Annotated in this window: 14 protein-coding genes and 1 pseudogene; 5 read left to right on the top strand and 10 right to left on the bottom strand. The window is 75.5% G+C overall.

Going from position 1 to position 16,856, the window contains the following annotated elements:
- Window position 1: 1 nt before the first annotated feature.
- Genes ACIQGV_RS03335 through ACIQGV_RS03305 form a run of 7 tightly spaced genes read right to left on the bottom strand, consistent with a single transcriptional unit; the run spans window position 2 to window position 9,318 of the window.
- A complete protein-coding gene (locus ACIQGV_RS03335) occupies window positions 2-250 on the bottom strand; it encodes a Trm112 family protein (RefSeq protein WP_402489761.1) in 249 nt (82 codons plus the stop codon).
- A complete protein-coding gene (locus tag ACIQGV_RS03330; protein WP_402491016.1) occupies window positions 247-1,161 on the bottom strand; it encodes a DMT family transporter in 915 nt (304 codons plus the stop codon). Before ACIQGV_RS03330 ends, ACIQGV_RS03335 begins: the two co-directional genes overlap by 4 nt.
- Window positions 1,162-1,177: 16 nt before the next feature.
- Window positions 1,178-1,918: a methyltransferase domain-containing protein gene (locus tag ACIQGV_RS03325; protein ID WP_402489759.1), complete on the bottom strand. Its 741-nt coding sequence runs from the start codon at window positions 1,916-1,918 to the stop codon at window positions 1,178-1,180.
- Window positions 1,915-3,162: a condensation protein gene (locus ACIQGV_RS03320; protein ID WP_402489757.1), complete on the bottom strand. Its 1,248-nt coding sequence runs from the start codon at window positions 3,160-3,162 to the stop codon at window positions 1,915-1,917. Before ACIQGV_RS03320 ends, ACIQGV_RS03325 begins: the two co-directional genes overlap by 4 nt.
- On the bottom strand, window positions 3,159-7,436 hold the full coding sequence (locus tag ACIQGV_RS03315) for an alpha-(1->3)-arabinofuranosyltransferase family protein (protein ID WP_402489753.1): 4,278 nt from the start codon (window positions 7,434-7,436) through the stop codon (window positions 3,159-3,161). Before ACIQGV_RS03315 ends, ACIQGV_RS03320 begins: the two co-directional genes overlap by 4 nt.
- Window positions 7,433-8,173, bottom strand: a complete 741-nt coding sequence (locus ACIQGV_RS03310; protein ID WP_402489750.1) for a class I SAM-dependent methyltransferase — start codon at window positions 8,171-8,173, stop codon at window positions 7,433-7,435. Before ACIQGV_RS03310 ends, ACIQGV_RS03315 begins: the two co-directional genes overlap by 4 nt.
- Window positions 8,170-9,318 carry a glycosyltransferase family 4 protein gene (locus ACIQGV_RS03305; RefSeq protein WP_402489747.1) on the bottom strand — a complete coding sequence of 383 codons (1,149 nt, stop codon included), beginning with the start codon at window positions 9,316-9,318 and terminating at the stop codon, window positions 8,170-8,172. The genes ACIQGV_RS03310 and ACIQGV_RS03305 overlap by 4 nt, the downstream gene beginning before the upstream one ends.
- Window positions 9,319-9,691: 373 nt before the next feature.
- Between ACIQGV_RS03305 and ACIQGV_RS03300 the strand changes: the two genes are divergently transcribed.
- From ACIQGV_RS03300 to ACIQGV_RS03285, 4 genes are all read left to right on the top strand, one after another.
- Window positions 9,692-9,850 carry a hypothetical protein gene (locus tag ACIQGV_RS03300; protein WP_402489744.1) on the top strand — a complete coding sequence of 53 codons (159 nt, stop codon included), beginning with the start codon at window positions 9,692-9,694 and terminating at the stop codon, window positions 9,848-9,850.
- Window positions 9,847-11,079 carry a PucR family transcriptional regulator gene (locus ACIQGV_RS03295; protein WP_402489743.1) on the top strand — a complete coding sequence of 411 codons (1,233 nt, stop codon included), beginning with the start codon at window positions 9,847-9,849 and terminating at the stop codon, window positions 11,077-11,079. The genes ACIQGV_RS03300 and ACIQGV_RS03295 overlap by 4 nt, the downstream gene beginning before the upstream one ends.
- 175 nt (window positions 11,080-11,254) lie before the next feature.
- Entirely contained in the window at window positions 11,255-12,028 is a 774-nt protein-coding gene (locus ACIQGV_RS03290; RefSeq protein WP_402489740.1) for an IclR family transcriptional regulator, read from the top strand.
- A complete protein-coding gene (locus tag ACIQGV_RS03285; protein ID WP_402489738.1) occupies window positions 12,025-12,870 on the top strand; it encodes an SMP-30/gluconolactonase/LRE family protein in 846 nt (281 codons plus the stop codon). Before ACIQGV_RS03290 ends, ACIQGV_RS03285 begins: the two co-directional genes overlap by 4 nt.
- A gap of 24 nt (window positions 12,871-12,894) precedes the next feature.
- Here the strand turns inward: ACIQGV_RS03285 and ACIQGV_RS03280 are convergent, their stop codons facing one another.
- The 3 genes from ACIQGV_RS03280 to ACIQGV_RS03270 all read right to left on the bottom strand — a co-directional run bounded on the left by ACIQGV_RS03280 (window position 12,895) and on the right by ACIQGV_RS03270 (window position 16,165).
- Window positions 12,895-14,304, bottom strand: a complete 1,410-nt coding sequence (locus ACIQGV_RS03280; protein ID WP_402489736.1) for an FAD-dependent oxidoreductase — start codon at window positions 14,302-14,304, stop codon at window positions 12,895-12,897.
- Window positions 14,301-15,503, bottom strand: coding sequence for an MAB_1171c family putative transporter (locus tag ACIQGV_RS03275; protein ID WP_402491013.1), 1,203 nt, complete (start codon window positions 15,501-15,503; stop codon window positions 14,301-14,303). The genes ACIQGV_RS03280 and ACIQGV_RS03275 overlap by 4 nt, the downstream gene beginning before the upstream one ends.
- Before the next feature lie 62 nt (window positions 15,504-15,565).
- Window positions 15,566-16,165, bottom strand: coding sequence for a toxin-antitoxin system, toxin component family protein (locus ACIQGV_RS03270; RefSeq protein WP_402489734.1), 600 nt, complete (start codon window positions 16,163-16,165; stop codon window positions 15,566-15,568).
- Between the two features lie 305 nt (window positions 16,166-16,470).
- Here ACIQGV_RS03270 and ACIQGV_RS03265 point away from each other — a divergent pair.
- A pseudogene (locus ACIQGV_RS03265) lies at window positions 16,471-16,856 on the top strand (alpha-L-arabinofuranosidase C-terminal domain-containing protein); the annotation flags it as partial.

The raw sequence follows: 16,856 nt of genomic DNA, 5'->3' as shown, positions 1-16,856 counted from the left end.
CTCACGGCGCCGTCCCGGGGTGCTCGCCGGACAGGCGCGGCAGCAGTTCCTCGTGCTCGTCCTCGGACACCTGCTCACCGGAGGACGGCAGCAGCTGCGGGACACCGTCGAGGATCGGATAGCGGCGCCGAAGCCGGGGGTTGTACAGCGCCTCGGCCGCCGCGGGCCCGCCGGACGGCAGCAGCAGCCGCAGCGGGCCCTTGTCGAGCGGGCAGGCGAGGATCTTCAGCAGCGGGTCGTCGGGCTTCACGGCGGGGTCAACTCCTTGGCACCGAGGGTGGGACGGGTCGCGGGGTCGTGCTTGGGCATGGACAGCAGCACGGTGACGGCCAGACAGATGCCGCCCAGCCGCAGGGCGAGCCTGACCGGCTGGTCCGGCAGGGTCTCGCCGAACGACACCGAGCCCAGCACGGCCGTGTACAGACAGGTCACCGTGGTGCACACCGGCACGATCAGGGACGCCCGGCAGCGCTGGAGCGCCGCCTGCGACATCACCAGGCCGAACGCGCCGGTGCACAGCAGCAGATAGGGGTACGGGGAGCGCAGCACCCCGGCCATGGCGGCGGCCGGCCCGCCCGCCGAGAGGTAGCCGGAGACGCCTTTGACGGCCAGCGAGCTCACGCCGTACAGCAGGCCGACCGCCACGCCGTACTCGACGCCCGTCGTCGGCATCCGGTGGCGGCGCGCGGCCCGGCGCTCGGCGGACCGGTACAGCCACACCCCGCCCGCCAGCGACGGCACGCACACCAGCAGCACCAGCGGATAGGGAGCCGCCCGGCTGACGGTGTCGCCGCTGCGGTCGTTCTCGTCCAGCGACAGCACCACCATCAGCAGCGCGGCGAGGATCGCGGCCAGCCCGTACCGCTCGCGGCCGCTGGTCTCCTCCTGGAGCAGCCGGGCCGACAGCAGCACCAGCAGCACCAGGCCGGAGACGAAGATGCCCTGCGCGACGGCGATCGGCAGCGTCCGGTAGACGACGAGCTGCGCGGCGAACCCGGAGGCGAGCGCCAGCGACCCGGCGATCCACAGCGGGCTGCCGAGGACCAGCCGCAGCAGCCTGGCGGGCCGGCGCACGGACACCTCGGGCATCCGCGCCAGCGCCCGCTTCTCCAGCACGAAGCCGCTGCTGTACAGCACGTTCGCCAGCAGGGCCGCGGCCACACCCCACCACACGGCGCTACGTCCTTCGCGCGTGCAGCAGCAGGATCGAGGCGAGGGAGGGCCTGGCGCAGGCCAGCCGGTCGAGCGGCCGGAGCGGCCCCGGCACGCCGTGGAAGGGGGCGCCCGCGAGCCGGACGACCTCGAAGCCGGACGCGGCGACGAACGCGGTGAGCGCGCGGGCCGTGTACAGCCGCAGATGCCCCACGACCTCCCGGCCCGGCCGGCCGTGCACGGCGCGCAGACTGACCTCGGAGAACACCGGCTGCACCCCGGCCAGCAGCAGGGCGCGGTTGTACCAGGCGGCCAGGTTCGGGGTGGACAGCATCAGATGCCCGCCCGGGCGCAGCACCCGGCGCAGCTCGTCCAGGGCGGCGTCCGGGTCGACGAGATGCTCGATCACCTCGCTGAACAGCACCGCGTCCGCCGCGCCGGACCGGAACGGCAGCCCGCCGCCGGTGAGTTCACCGCGCACGGCGTACGGCAGCCGGGTGCGGGCCCGGCCGAGGGCGTCCTGGGACCAGTCGACGCCGACCAGGTGATGGCCGGCCAGCAGCGGGGCCGCGGTCGCGGCGGCGGTGCCGTCGCCGCAGCCGATGTCCAGGACCGTGCGGGGCCCTCCGGGGCCGGCGGCCGGGCCGAGGGCGGCCGCCAGCATGCGGGCCTGGCGCAGCGAGCGGGCGCTGCCGGAGGCGACCGGCACGGCGGGGTTCTCGTAGAAGTCGCGCAGGTCCCCGGGCGGCGGGGCGGTGGCCGTCATCCGGTGACCTCCGTGGTGTGCAGACGGTGCGCGAAGAGGTCGCGCAGACGGGCGCCGTCCTCCGGGCCGAGCAGGGTGTGCGACCAGCGCAGCGCGAGATGCAGCCGGCCGGCGGTGGACGCGGTCGTCACGGTGAGGCCGCGCGGCATCCGGGCGGGGGCGGAGAACCACACCGCGCGGGCGCGGCCGCCGTCCTCGCCGAAGTCCAGCGGGTAGGGGATCCGGCCGATGTTGCTGAGCAGCACCGTCGACGTCCAGGGTGCCGCGGCCCGGCGCAGCCCCCGGGTCAGGGCCGCCCGCCAGGCCACCGGGGTGACCGGCCTGGTGAGCAGGGCGGCCCCGTGGCCCAGCTGGGGGCGCGGCTGCGCCTTGAGGGCGCGGGTGCGGGCCGCGGTGCGGCTCAGCAGCTCCGGCACGGGCAGGCGCAGCTCCTCGGGCGCCAGGGTGACCTCGACGAGACGGGTGCCGTTGCCGATGGGCATCGTGGCGTCCCTCGGGCGGTCGTCCACGGGCATGGTGATCCGCAGGGGCCGCGGGCGGGCGCCGTGCTCCCGGTTCCACCGGGCGAGGGTGAGCGCGGTGGCGACCATCAGCTGGTCGTTCACCGTGTAGGGGGCGCCCCGGGGGCGGTGCGGCAGCGGCAGTTCGCACAGGAGCATCCCGTTGCCGGGGGAGGGTCCGGGCGTCCCGGCCGCGACCCGCGCGGGGCGGGCCCAGGGGGAGGGCGCGGGCGGCGGCGCCGTGGTGTCGGGGGTGCGTACGGGCGGTCTCGTGGGGGAGTTGTCCCGGCCTCCGTACAGCTCGGCGGCGGTGGCGAGGACCCGCAGACAGGCGGGGCCGTCCAGGGCGGTGTGGTTGACGGTGAGGAGGAGGGCGCAGCCGTCCGCGTCCCGGACCGCGGCCAGCCGGACCGGCGGCGACGCCGACAGCGGCGGCGCCCAGGCCAGCGACCGGTTCCGGGCGTCGCGCAGGGCGTTCGGGCCCGGCTCCGGGAACGTCACCACCTCCACGTCCGCGTCCTCGGTCAGCTCCCACGCGTAGCGGCGGTCGGACCAGCGTCCCGGCGCCTGCCGCATCAGGACGCGCGGATGCCGGCGCAGGGCCTCGTGGAACGCCTTGCGCAGCCGGGCCGGGTCGATCCGGCCCGGGACACGGACCTCGATGTGGACCGTCTCCGGCTCCGCCTCCTGGAGGCAGTGCCGGGCGATCTCGTCCACCACGGGAAAGGGAACCCGCACGGTCACGTCTGCTCTCCCTTCGGCCCGGACCCGCCCCGCCCGCGCGCGGAGACCGTCGGCCCCGACTCGGAGCGGGGGAAGGGCTCCGGCTCGCCCCGGTGACGCCGGGGCAGCGGCGGCACCGCCGGCAGCCGTGCGGTGGGGCCGTCGTCGCCGCCCGAGGGTGCCGGACCGTGCTCCCGCACGCTCACCAGCGCCGCGAACAGCCCCAGCAGCGCGCACAGCTGGGCCACGGCCCCGAACGCCCCGGCGCCCTCGGCCACCGGCCGGCCCGCGCCCGTCGCCGCCGCGGCACCCGCGACGGCGAGCGAGCCGAGGGCGAGGGGCACGAGAAGGGCGGGCCGGCGGCGGGCGAGCAGCGCCAGCGCCGGGACCAGCAGGGCGAACCAGCCGGCGATCACCACGGCGACCGACGTCAGCGCCACCGTGCCCAGCCACGGGCCCGGCGCGGACGGCACCGGGCGCGGCCCGTCCGGGGCGGGGTCACGCCGCCGCCACAGCGCCAGGCCGGCCAGCAGGACGATCCCGGCCCCGCTGCCGATCAGCGCGGCCTCGTAGGCCGCCGACGGCTCGTAGACCAGGGTGACCGTGCCGCCGGCCCCGGCCGGGATCCGCCAGCCCTGCTGCCAGCCGTCGAGCCGGACCGGGGTCAGCTCCTCGCCGCCCAGCGTGGCCCTCCAGCCGTCGTTGTGGTTCTCGTACGTCGTCAGGTACGAGGCCGCGCCGGAGCCGACCGTCACCTCGCGGCGGTCGCCCAGCCAGTCCCGGATCCGCAGCTCGCGCCCGGCGGAGGACGGCTCGGCGAGGGTGCCGCGGGTGAGCGTGACGTCCGTGAGGAGCAGCGGGCCCGCGTCGCCCGACTCCAGGCGGTGCGTGCCCCGCGACAGGGGGAGACCGCCGGACAGGGGCGTGCCGCCGTCGCACAGCGTCACCTCGACCGCCCCGTGCCGGGTGAGGTCCCGCACCCGTCCCCGCACGTCCGTCTCGTACAGCCGTCCGTCCACCGCGACGGCCGGGCCCTTCCCGCACGGCAGCGAGAAGGTGCGTCCCGGGTCGGGCTGCGGGGAGCGGTAGCGGTCGAGGGCGGGGACGTACGCCTCGGTCAGCCCCACCGGGAGCTGGAGGTCCTCGTCGACGACCGGGTTGTGCAGGGTGAGCGGGGCCGTCCCGGTGACGGTGATGTCCAGCCGGTCGGTGGTGATCGCGGGGAAGCGCACCCAGCCGTTCTCGTCGACGGCGGCGACCGCCGCGCCGTCCGGGGAGCTGAGGTGCACCTGGGTGGGCCGGGTCGTCAGACCGCCCGCGGGCGCCAGCACCAGTTCGTCCACCGGCTGCTTGTCCGGCCAGCGCAGCCGGACCGTGGGACGGTCCCCGGCGACCCACGCCGTGGTCAGGTCGCCGTCGGTGAGGTTGCGCGCCGACAGGCCCGCCCCCAGCCGGGCGGTGGAGTCGGCCGTGGCGGTGATCCGGCCTGCCTGCTCCGGCGCCACCTCGTACAGCAGCCGGTCGAGCTGCTCACCGGGCACCGGGACCGCGCTCGCCCGGACCTGGTGGGAGCCGGCCGTGTTCACGTCGAAGATGCGGTGCAGGCCCGCCTCCGTGCCGGTCGGGGAGACGCCCGCCGGGTCGGCCGTGCGGTGCAGGGAGACGACGTCCGCGGCCGAGCCGGACTCCCGGGAGTCGGCGGGCAGCCGCAGCAGCCGGGTCACGGTCACACCGGGCAGGGTCACCTCGGCGAAGCCCGCGCCGGTGAGCCCGGTGCGCCGCTCCGCCGAGCCGGTGATCGTCAGCCGCATCCAGTCCGTCTCCCCGGCGGGTGCCTTCACGCTCTGGGCCGAGCCGTCCGGCCGCAGGAAACTCGTCGCCGAGCCCCGCTCGGTCTCCACCCGCACCCGGGTCGGCGCCGCCCGCACACTGCCCTGCGGCAGCGGGGTGACCTCGAAGGACGACGGCATGTCGTACCGCCGGGTGAAGCCGATGCGCAGCCACTGCCCGTCGGGCGAGCCGTCCGAGCCCTCCGCCCACGCGGTCGCCGGGTCCCCGTCGAAGGCGTTGACCGGGTCGAACTGCGGCAGATGGAAGAACCAGCTGCCGTACGAGGACGCGGTCACCGAACGGGCGCCGCGCAGCTCCGCCACCGTCTGACGGTCCGGGCCCGTCACCGGCAGGATCTGGTGCGGCTTCTCCCCCGGGTCCTGGAAGGACTCCGGGGCGTTGCGCTCGTCACGGGTGTACGTGTACGAGGTGTTGGCGTTGACCAGCCCGAACCGGGTGTCCGCGCGGCGCAGTCCGTCGCCGGTGACCCGCACCGAGGGCGTGCCCAGCCCGGGACGGCCGTCCCCGGTCAGCACGGTCGCCCGGCCGCGCAGCTCCCGCGCGAGCGGCAGCAGCGCCTCGGGCCCGCCGGAGACCTCGGCCGTGTCGGCGACCGCCGTCAGCGCGGCCTGCCCGGGCCTGGGCACGTCCCCGGCCGGCCGGTAGATCTCCACCGCCCGCACCCGCGGGTACAGGCCCTCCACCTGGAGCGGGGTGCCGTCGGCGATCCGGCCGACGGTGGTCACCGGGCCGAGCCCGGTCACCCGCTCGTAGCCCGACTGCTCCAGGGTCCGTTTCACGGTCGTGGTCGGCGTCCAGCCGATCTGGTCGGGGTCGAGGTCGTTGCGGACGACCACGTAGTACAGCCCGGCCCGGCTCAGATGGTCGGCCAGCCCCGGCACCTCCCCGCCGGTCAGCAGGGCCTGCTCGACGGCGTCCATCGCGCGCCGGTTGCCGGGCGTGCCGAAGGGCACGTAGTCGCGCTGCGCCCAGCGCGAACCGGCCACGACGTCGAGGGGCTGGTCGATGGTCGAGCCCCAGGTGTACACGCCGTGCGCGGTCGCCGGGACGACCAGGGCGCGCGAGTCGGGCGAGTACGTCTCCAGCCAGTCGGCCGTCGCCTTCCAGTAGGCGGGGATCTGCCGGAACGAACCCGGGTTCAGGATCGACCCGTTGAGATACGGCCACATCAGCCCCGGCAGCACCAGCACCGCCGCGGCGAGCGGCAGCAGCCGCCGGCCGCGCACCGCCCGGGCCCCGCGCGGCTCGGCCGCCACCGCCACGAGGTGCGCGAGCCCCAGCACGAGGGCGAGGGCCACGCCGGCCTGGAACTTGTAGATGTTGCGGAAGGGCGCCAGCGTCCCGTCCAGCCAGCCCTGCACGGCCCCGTGGAAGGGCGCCCCGAACGTGCCGCCGTACCCGGCGAGCAGCACCAGCGAGCACACCAGCACCGTCAGCACCAGCCAGCGCCGCTCCGGCAGATCCCGGCGGGCCAGCCCGGCGAGCCCCAGCCCGGCCGCGAGGGCCGAGCACAGCACGGTGCCGGCCGCGGCCGCCACGGTCCACCCGGCCGGCAGCCACGCCTCGCCGAAGTTCAGATAGGCCACCCAGTTCCCGGCGCCGCGCAGCGCCTCCACGGCCGACATGGTCTGGGTCGTGGTCTGTGAACTCTCCACGTACGGAAGGAAGTTCTCGCCGTAGGCGCCGAGCAGCAGCAGCGGGATCCACCACCAGGCGGTGGCCACGGCCAGCGCGGGCACCCACCAGGCGATCAGCCCGCGCCGCCGGGGACCGCGCGGCCGGGACAGCAGATACAGCCCGACCGGCAGCAGACCGGCCAGGGTGGAGGCCGCGTTGACACCGCCCATGAACGGCACGACCAGCGCCGAGCGCAGGGCGGCGACCCGGACCGTGTACCGCTCGTCCGCCAGCGGCAGCAGCACCCACGGCAGGAACGCGCCGGGCAGCGCGGCCGCCGACGTGGAGCCCACGACGACCGTGAACACCGGCCACAGCGCGTACGCCGCCGCCGCGAGCAGCCGCGAGGCCCCGCTGCCGATGCCGAGACGCTCGGCCAGCCGCAGCGCGCCCCAGAACGCCACGGTCACCACCAGCGACATCCACAGCCGCTCGGCCAGCCACACCGGCACCTCGGCCGTGCGGCACAGCCAGTGGAACGGCAGCATCGGCCACAGATAGCCGACGTACTGGTCGGAGATGCCGCCGAAGCCGCCCCGGTCGTGCCACAACTGGCCGAGGTCCGCGAGGAACCGGCCCGGGTCGGTGGTCACGCCCAGCTTGGTGTCGAAGGTCTGCCGCCCCGGGTGCACCGCGAGGAACAGCACGAGCGCCACGGCCCAGAACCCCAGCAGCCAGCGCCGTGACCGGGGTCCGTCGGGCGGGCCAGGAGCGGGCGGGCCGGTGGGGACGGCAGCCGGGGGAGGAGCCTGGACCGTCGTCGTCATGGGGCACACCGCCGGAGGATGAGGAGGAGGTTCCAGGTGGCGAGTTCACGGAGACCGGGAACCCTGACGACGGTCTCCGTGAGGAAGGGCCAGTACCGTGAGCGTGCCGTGACGACCTCGACGTCGTCCCGGGCGCGCACCTGCCGCAGTGTCGGCCCGATGTGCACGGCGAAGAGGTTCTCGCCGAGGGTGTGCTTGGCCGTCCGGCCCGTGCGGCGCCGGTACCGCGCCCGGGCCCGCTCGGCGCCCAGATAGTGCCAGGGCGCCCACTCGTGACCGCCCCACGGGGAGAGCCAGTTGGTGAACGACACGTAGATCAGCCCGCCGGGCCGGGTCACCCGGACCAGCTCGCTGAGGAACGTCTGCGGATCGGCCACGTGCTCCAGCACGTTGGAGGAGAAGACGACGTCCGCGGCGGCGTCCCGCAGCGGCAGCAGGTACCCGTCGGCGACGACCGCCCCCACGGGCGGCTTCTCGCCCAGCTCCCCCGCGTCCGGTTCGAAGAGGTAGGCGTGCGCGCCCCGGGCGCGGAACTCCTCGGTGAAGTACCCGCCGCCCCCGCCGACGTCCACGACCGTGCGTCCGCCGACGGGCCCGCCGTACGCCTCGACCTGGTCGACGGCGTCCCGCGCGAGCAGCGTGTAGCAGGACCCGGGGTCGTCCTGCTCCCGCAGGAAGGCCCGGAAGAGGGTGAGGGACCGCCTGACGGAGGGGTCCCGGGGACGGGTGCCCGTCATGGTGTCCAGCCCCGCGCCGCCTCCGCGGCGACCGCGCGGAACTGCCGCACGGTCCCGTCCCAGCGGTACCGCGCCGCACGGTCGCGGGCCGCCTTCCCCATCGCCTCGCGGCGCCGCGCGGACAGCGCGAGCGTGCACCAGGCGGCGGCGAAGGAGGACTCGCCCGAGGCCAGCACCCCGGTCTCCCCGTCCACGACGGAGTCCCGCAGCCCGGGCACGTCGAAGGCGACCGCGGGCGTCTCCCGGACGGCCGCCTCGGTGACCACCAGCCCCCAGCCCTCCACGGCGGAGGGGTGCAGCAGCAGCCACGCCGCGCACAGCAGCCGGTGCTTCTCGGCCTCGGACACATGCCCCACGAAGGAGACGCTCCCGCCCGCGAGCCGCTCCAGGCGCTCCCGCTCGGGGCCGTCGCCGACGACGACCAGCCGCCCGCCCGTGACCGGACGCACCCGCTCCCACAGCCGCAGCAGCAGATCGATCCGCTTGTACTCGACCAGCCGCCCCACCGCCACGAACAGCGGCTCGGGCGACCGTCCGGTGTGCGGACCGGGTTCCTCGACCCCGTTGTGCACCACACGGATGCGTTCCCGCTGCACGCCGATCGCCCGCAGCGCGTGCGCCGTGGACGGCGAGACGGCCACGAGCAGGCCGTCCTGCCGCGCCCCGGTCAGCGCCCAGTGCTCCAGCCGGCGCCCGATGCGGGCCGCGGGCGCCAGCGGCCCGCCGAAACGCATCTTCCACAGGTCGGTGTGGACATGGTTGACCAGGGACAGCGTGGGCCCCCGGTGCCACAGCGGCGACAGATAGGGCATCCCGTTGCACACCTCCACCAGCAGATCGGTCTCACCGACCTGACGGGCGAAGGCGGAGCGGGCGCGCAGATAGTGCCCGTAGGCACCGCCCGCGGAGACGACCCGGTAGTCGCGGTGGGCCGCGGGGCCGCCGCACAGCAGCGTGACCTGGTGGCCGAGGCGCGTGAGACCGTCGGCGAGCCGGTCGACGAGCAGCTCGGAGCCGCCGGCCGACGGATTCCCGAGGTCGCGGTGGGCGAGGAAGACGATCCGGCGCGGTACTGGGGGAGGCGCCGAAGGGTGCTGCGCCCTGGGGAGGGCGGTGCGCAGCGAGGACGGCACGTGCTGGGGCATCGGTGCTCCAACTCGTCGGGGTGCGGAACTCAGCGTGGGGAGGAACGTGGGGCTGTGGGGGGACTGAGCCGTTCGTACGAGGGGTGTGTGGACGGCCTGTGCGGGGTGGGGTTCGACAGTTTTCGCCCAGCCGTTCACGACGGCTACTCACCGGGGTGACAATTTCGGCGGCCACCGGAGCTGACGGAGTGTCATTTCGTGAGCCGGAGTGGGAGTGGCCCGGTGAAATCCGAACAAATACCCCCACTGTTCTGCAAACCACATGCCTGGCTCTTGACTGTGTGTCAACGCCGTGTCGACACTGGGCGTCCTCGAGGCAGGGGTGGGACGCCGGGGTGGGACGACCTTCCGGATCCGAGAGGCTGACCCTGCGATGTCCAGACTGCTCGCCGCAAGCATCACCGTCGTGACGGCCGCCGCGCTCGCCGTGGGCGCCGCCCTCGGTGCCGTCGCCCTGCTCGAAGCCACCCCCGAGCAGCCCGGCACCCCGCTGATCACCTATGAGCGGACGGGCGAGGGGAGCGCGCCGTGACCGCCCGGCCCGCGGTCCTCGCCCCCCGCTCCGCCTGGCACGAGGTCCCGCGCCTCCAGGTCCGCCGGTTCGCGGCGATCGCCCTCGCCGAGGCGCCGGAGCTCGCCCAGGAGATCATGCGCGAGATCCGCCGCGAGTACCCCCATCTGCCCGTCGTCCTCGACGACAACGGCGAGCCCATGGCCCTCGTCGGCATCCGCCGCGCCATCGAGGCGTTCGTCCAGCACCTGGAGAGCTCCGAGGGGCGCCCCGGCGTCCCGCCCGACGTCTTCCACGACTTCGGCCGCGGCGAGGGCCTGGGCGGCCGCAGCCTGGACTCCCTCCAGGCCGTCTACCGCATGGGCGTACGGCTGGCCTGGCGCCGGTTCGCCGACATCGGCCAGCGCGTGCGGATCCCGCCGCCCGCGATGTACGAACTCGTCGACGCCGGCTACGAGTACCTCGACGGCCTCGTCGACCGGTCCGTGCGCGGCTACGCCGAGGCCGCCGCCCGCCAGGCCGGGGAACGCCTGCGCCTCCAGCGCCGCCTCATGGAGCAGCTCCTCGCCGACCGGCACCGCACCGACGGGGCCGACGCCCTCTCCGAACGCGCCGCCCGGGCCGGCTGGCCGCTGCCCGGCCGGGTCGCCGTCGGGGTGCTGCTGCGCCCGGCCCGCGAGTCCGTCGCGCCCGCGGTCGGCCAGGAGATGCTGCTGGACCTGGAGTACGAGCAGCCGCGCATGGTGGTGCCCGAGCCCGACGCGGCCGGCCGGCGCGAGCTGCTGCACCGGGCCCTGGCCGGCTGGGCGGGCGCGATCGGGCCGCCGGTGCCGCTCGCCGACGCGGCGAAGTCGCTGCGCTGGGCCGAGGCCGCCGTACGGCTGATGGAGCGGCGGCTGCTGCCGGCCGGCGAGGTGCTGTTCTGCACCGAGCACACCGAGGCGCTCGTGCTGCTCCAGCCGGAGGAGCTGATCGACGACCTGGCGCTCAGATGCCTGGCGCCGCTGGCCCACTGCGGGCCCGCCCACGGACGCCGGCTCGCACAGACCCTGCTGGCCTGGCTGGAGACCCGCGGCGGCGCCCCGGAGGTCGCCGCGCGCCTCGGTGTCCACCCCCAGACCGTCCGCTACCGCCTGCGCCAGATCCGTGAGCTGTGGGGCGACGAGATCGACGACCCGGACCGCCGCTTCGAGCTCGAACTGGTCCTGCGCGCCCAGCGTCTGCGGGGCCGGCTGGGCGGGGCGGCGTGACCGCGCGAACCCGGGCCGCCGGCGGCCGGGCACCCGCCCGGGTTCCCCGTGCGGCAGCCGGTGCCGCCGGGGCATTGCCCGGCGAAACCCGCTCTGAGTACCCTGTGTTCGTCATTCCGATCGGCTGTTGAAATTTCGAACACAGCCTTCCAGAACTCCAAGGGAGGGGGCCGACGTGGGACGCCTCGTGCCTGCCGTGACCCGGGCTCTCGACATACTCGAGCTCTTCCTCGACGGGGACGGCACGCTCTCCGCCCCCGACATCGTGCGCAGGCTCCAGCTGCCGCGCACCACCGTGCACGAGCTGGTGACCACGCTCGCCGCCCGCCAGTACATCGTCCCCGTGCCCGGCCAGCCCGGACGCTACCGGCTCGGCGTACGCCCCTACCAGCTCGGCAGCCGCTACGCCGAGCAGCTCGACCTCGCCGCCGAGGGCCAGCAGGTGGCCCGTTCGGTCGCCGAGACCTGCGACGAGACCGTGCACGTGGCGATCCTGGAGGGCACGGACGTCATCTACATCGCCAAGGTCGACTCCACCCACGCCGTCCGGATGGTGTCGGCGGCCGGCCGCAGGCTGCCCGCGCACTGCACCTCCGTCGGCAAGATGCTGCTGGCCTCCCTTCCCGAGGAGGAGCTCGCCGCGCGCGTCCCCGACGGCGCCGAACTGGCCGCGATGACCCCGAACAGCATCACCGACCCGGCCGCCCTGCGCGAGGCCCTCGCCGAGATCCGCGCCCGGGGGCTCGCCGTCGAGAGGCGTGAGTCCAACCCGGACGTCTCCTGCGTCGCCGCCCCGGTCCGCGACCGCACCGGACAGGTCGTCGCCGCGCTGTCCGTCTCCGTGCCCATGATCCGCTGGAGCGAGGAGCGCCGCGGCGAGCTGGAGGAGCTCGCCGCCAAGGGCGCCGCCGAGCTGTCCGAGCGGCTCGGGCACCGGAGCGCGGTGTGACGGCGTACGAGGTCGCGGTGCGCGCGGAGGCCGCGCTCGGCGAGGGCCCCACCTGGGACACCGCGGCCGGCCGGCTGCTCTGGGTCGACGTCCTCGGCTCCCGGGTGCACACCTACGACCCGTCGACCGGCCGGCGCACCGTGCGCCGCACCGAGCAGCACGTCGGTGCGGCGAAGCCGCGCACCGGCGGCGGGCTCGTGCTGAACCTCCGCGACGGCGTGGGCCTGCTCGACCCCGACGACACCTTCCGCTGGCTGCACCGCGAGCCGGTCCCCGGCCGCCGTGCCAACGACGCCGCGGTCGCGCCCGACGGCTCCCTGTGGGCCGGCACCATGCGCTACGACGAGGCGCCGGGCGGCGGCACGCTGTCCCGGGTGACGGGCGAGGGCGCGGTGGAGGCCGTCCTCGACGCGGTCACCGTCAGCAACGGCACCGGCTGGAGCCCCGACGGACGGCTGATGTACTACGTCGACTCACCGACCCGCCGTGTCGACGTGTTCGACGTCGCCGGCGACCGGGTGTCCGGGCGCCGGACCCTCGCCGTGATCGAGGAGGGCGCGGGCTTCCCCGACGGACTGACGGTGGACGCCGAGGGGTGTGTGTGGGTCGCCCTCTGGGACGGCGGTGCCGTACGCCGCTACACCCCCGGCGGCGCGCTGGACCGGGTGGTCCCGCTCCCCGTGCGCAGGCCCACCGCGTGCGCGTTCGGCGGGGCGGACCTGACCGACCTGTACATCACCACGGCCCGGACGGGCCTCGCCGCGCCGCATCCGCTGTCGGGGTCGGTGCTGGTGGTCGCGGGCGCCGGGAAGGGGCTGGCGCAGCCGGCGTTCGCGGGCTGAGCCCCGGACCCGGTCGCCGCGCCGCTACGGCAGGCCCACGGCCCTGCGCTCCCGCGCGGTCAGCGGCGGCCCCTCCAGCGCCGGTCTGAGGGGGCCGACCGCCGCCGCCAGCGCCACGCTCGGCGCGAGCAGCACCTCCCCGCCACGCTCCAGGGAGGTCACGTCCGTCACCCGGCGGGCGATGCGGCCGTTGCCCGTCGCGGTGTGCATCAGCCGTCCGACGTACGCCGCCACGAGCCGCTCCCGCAGGGTGGGACCGGCGGCCGAGGCGCCTGGATAGAACACGTCCTGGCTGACGGCCAGGTCCCATGCCGCCCCCACCGGCCGGGCCACCGCCCGCTGGATGCGGCGGGCCAGCCCCGGTGTGCCCCAGCCGTGCCGGCGCACGGTGTCCCGCAGGACGAGCGCGCTCTGCGCGGCCGCGGTCAGGCCGTGGCCGTAGGCCGGGTTGAACGCGGCGAGCGCGTCCCCGAGGACGGTGAGGTTGTCCGGCCAGCGCGGCATCCGCTCGTAGAAGTGGCGGCGGTTGGCGGTGGAGCGGGAGAAGGACACCCCGGTGAGCGGTTCGGCCCGCTCGATCAGGTCGGCGATCAGCGGATGCCGCAGCTCCTCGCGGGCGTAGCGGGCGAAGTCGGCGGGGTGCGGGGAGGGGGTGCCGCCGCGGGTGCCGGAGAGGGTGACGATCCAGCGGCCGTCCTCGATCGGCAGCAGGAAGCCCGCCCGGCCGGGTCCGCCCGCCTGCGGGTCGGCCAGGACGTTGACGACGGGGAAGCCGGTGCGGGCCGCCTCGGGGGCGAGGAACAGACGGCTGGCGTAGGCCAGTCCGGAGTCGACCTCGCGTCGCTCGGGGGCCGGCAGCCCGAGGTCTTGCAGCCAGGCGGAGGCCGTCGAGCCGCGGCCGGTGGCGTCGACGACCAGGTCCGCCGTAAGGACCCGCTCCCCGCCCCCGTCACGGGCGCGGACCCGCACCCCGGTGACGGCGTGCGCGGTGCCGGTGAGACCCGTCGCCTCGGTGCCGCAGAGGAGTTCGGTCCGTCCGCGGGCGAGGACGTCGGCGCGGACGGTCGCGTCCAGCAGGTCGCGGCCGGCCAGGAGCATGTGGTGCGACTCGGGCCAGCGCCGGAACCAGCCGTGCGCGGACAGCGCGACGATGCCCGTGGTGACGGGCATCCGGTGGGCCCCGGCGGCGCACAGCCGGCCGGTGACGCCCGGCAGCAGTTCCTCCAGGGCCCGGGCCCCGCCCGACCAGAGCATGTGGGCGTGCCGGGCCTGCGGAAGTCCCTTGCGGGGCACGGGGCCGTCCGGCAGGTCGTCGCGCTCGACGACGACGACCCGGCCGGCGAAGGGGGCCAGGGCCCGGGCGGCGAGCATGCCGGTGTGGGAGCCCCCGAGAACCACGGCGGTTCTGCCGTCGGGGGTGGAGCGTTCGGTCATGCACGGGCACTCTCTGCGGGGGCGGCCGCCCGGGCACGTACCGCCTTCAGCTCGTCGGAGCGGCGCAGGGCCTGCGACACGGCCTGGATCTCGCGCATCAGGTACGCGGTGTCGGGCGAGCCGGAGCTCTCCGCCGCCGGGCTCCGGCGCCGGGCCTCCACCGCGTCCAGCAGGGTCACGGCGGCGGCGAGGGCCTGGGCCCGCACGGGCGGGAAACCGAGTGCGAGCGCGGCGTCGTGGGAGCGGCCGCGCAGGTCCTCGTCTAGGTGGCGGGACACCTGCAGCAGCGCGTCGCGGATGAAGGTCTCCCGGCGGATGAGGCGCAGTTCGCCGGTGGCGCGCGGGTTGAAGGGCTCGCGGCTGCCGGTCACCGAGCGCGTCAGCCGGTACAGCGGCCGCAGCCGCCGGCGCAGGATGCGCAGCCGCCGGTGCTCCTGGAGGTACTGCCCGGCGTGCGGGACGATGAAGCCCACCGCGACCAGGGCGGCCGACGCACAGGCGGCCGCGGGGGCCACATAGGTGCTGAGCCAGTCCAGGTCGTGTCCGGTCCAGCGGGCCACGACGGCGATGAGTTTGGAGAAGTCGAAGAGCAGGCTGGTGGTGTAGCCGACGCCCAGCAGGCGCAGTCCCCAGCGCAGCCACGCGTCGAGGCCGTCGGTGCGGATCCAGTTCCAGATCAGCCGGGCCGTGATGCTGCAGGCCAGGGTGTGGGCGAGCAGGTAGAGCAGGATCTGCTCGCGTATGAAGGGCGTGTTGGCGTAGTAGGTGTCCAGGTCGCGGATGCGTTCCACGGGGACGTCCGCGAGGGCGAAGAGCACCCAGAGGGTGACGACGACGCCCGCGTAGGCGGTGACGACCTGGCGGGTCGCGCGGCGGGTGGCGGCCGAGCGGTCGGTGCCGTTGCGCCAGGCGACGATCAGCAGCAGCCAGGACGCGCACAGCGCGGTGAGCAGCGAGTACACCCAGGGCGCCGAGAAGTTCGGCACGCCGGTGACGCGGTTGGTCCAGGCGATGGTCGAGGGGGCGGCGAAGACGAAGACCGCGCAGCCGAACAGCAGCAGACCGCCGACGGCGCGCAGCAGCGGGTCCCGCCACATCCTGACGATGCTGGGCAGTTTGATCGCCAGGGCGGCGGCGAGCAGCAGGATCGGCAGCCACACCGAGACGTTGAGGTCGGTGAGCAGCCGGGACGGCTCCAGCGCGAGGTGCGCGAGGTCCGCCGCCGACCGGGCCGGGCCGGCCGGGCCGCCGAGGACGTTTGTCACCGAGCCGTCCCTCCGCGGCCCCGGTAGCCCATGGACCGCTGGACCGGGTCGAGGGGTGCGCGGGTGTCCGGGCCGGACAGCAGGTGCCGGAAGACGGTGGCGAGCCGGTGTCCGAAGTCGTCGGCCTGGGCCTCGTCCGCCTCGCGGGAGCCGTTGCGGGCGGCGACGGTCAGCGCGGAGCCGTCCCAGCCGGCCAGCGCGTGGACGGCGGCCGCCCCGTCCACACCGTGGTGATGGCGATGGCCGGCGTGCAGATGCCACAACTCGTGCCCGAGGATGACCAGTTGCTGGCTGGCCTCGGCCCGCTCCTCGACGATGACCAGGTCGAAGTCGCGGAACTCCACACAGAGACCGGTGACTTCGATCTCGTCGGGGAACCGTTCGAAGCGCAGCTCGACCGGGCGTCCGCCGCGCAGCGCGCTCATCTCCTCGCACAGGACGCGGCACAGGTCGCGGACGTCGGCGGGCGGTCCCGGTCTGGCCCGCAGCGCCGTGGACAGGTCGCGGGCGAGTGCGCGCATGGCGGAGGCCGACCTCGGCCGCCACAGCGCCGCCGTGATCCGGGCCGCCTTCCTTCGCGCCCCCGCGATGTCCATCGCGCCCCCTTCCGCCGCCGTAGGGCGGGCCGTTCGAGACTACGCGGGGAGAACTGCCCGCGCCATGCCCATCGGACGACCGCTGCCCTCGTCCCGACCATTGACGTGTGCGCATCGAGATTCCACGGTCTCGTTCGAAGTCACGGCCGATATCCGGCATTTCGAACGTCCGGCCCCGGATGTGAGGGCAGCCGAGGGGACGACCCGGCCCGGGGCGCGGGCATCCGCCCGTCGGCACGGGCGGACCGGCGGCGGGCCCGCCCCCGGCCGTCGCCGTCGTCCTCCGCCGGCGCCGGAACGAGGCGACCGCCGCCTGCCTCGCTCAGCTCGTCAACGTGATCGCCCCGATCATGACCGGGCCCGGCGGACCGGCCTTGGCGGCAGACGACGCTCTTCCCGTTCGCCCAGGTGTCCGCGTACGGCCGCGGCGAGGTCCTCGACGTACGCGTCGACTTGCCGGCGTACCGGACCGAGAAGTACGGCGAGGCCGACCTGCTGCACGCCACCGCCGTGCGTGCCGAGGACGGCACGGTCACCGTCTTCGCGGTCAACCGCAGCCGTACGGAATCCCTCCCGCTGGAGGTCGCCCTCGGCGGCCTCGGGGTGACACGGGGTGACACGGGCCGTCGGGCACAGCGCCCTGGCCGACGCCGGTCCGGACGCACGCGACACCCTCGACGGCACCGGCCGG

The organism is Streptomyces sp. NPDC093094 (genome assembly GCF_044754345.1).
GTDB lineage: Bacteria > Actinomycetota > Actinomycetes > Streptomycetales > Streptomycetaceae > Streptomyces.
Note: the sequence above shows the minus strand (reverse complement) of the source record. Positions and strands in the feature narration are given on the sequence as shown.

What these genes read in the sequence shown, in the direction of transcription:
- ACIQGV_RS03325 (WP_402489759.1), bottom strand. Translation starts at nt 1,918, where the DNA reads ATGACGGCCACCGCCCCGCCGCCCGGGGACCTGCGCGACTTCTACGAG.
- ACIQGV_RS03315 (WP_402489753.1), bottom strand. Translation starts at nt 7,436, where the DNA reads ATGACGACGACGGTCCAGGCTCCTCCCCCGGCTGCCGTCCCCACCGGC.
- ACIQGV_RS03310 (WP_402489750.1), bottom strand. Translation starts at nt 8,173, where the DNA reads ATGACGGGCACCCGTCCCCGGGACCCCTCCGTCAGGCGGTCCCTCACC.
- ACIQGV_RS03305 (WP_402489747.1), bottom strand. Translation starts at nt 9,318, where the DNA reads ATGCCCCAGCACGTGCCGTCCTCGCTGCGCACCGCCCTCCCCAGGGCG.
- ACIQGV_RS03300 (WP_402489744.1), top strand. Translation starts at nt 9,692, where the DNA reads ATGTCCAGACTGCTCGCCGCAAGCATCACCGTCGTGACGGCCGCCGCG.
- ACIQGV_RS03280 (WP_402489736.1), bottom strand. Translation starts at nt 14,304, where the DNA reads ATGACCGAACGCTCCACCCCCGACGGCAGAACCGCCGTGGTTCTCGGG.
- ACIQGV_RS03270 (WP_402489734.1), bottom strand. Translation starts at nt 16,165, where the DNA reads ATGGACATCGCGGGGGCGCGAAGGAAGGCGGCCCGGATCACGGCGGCG.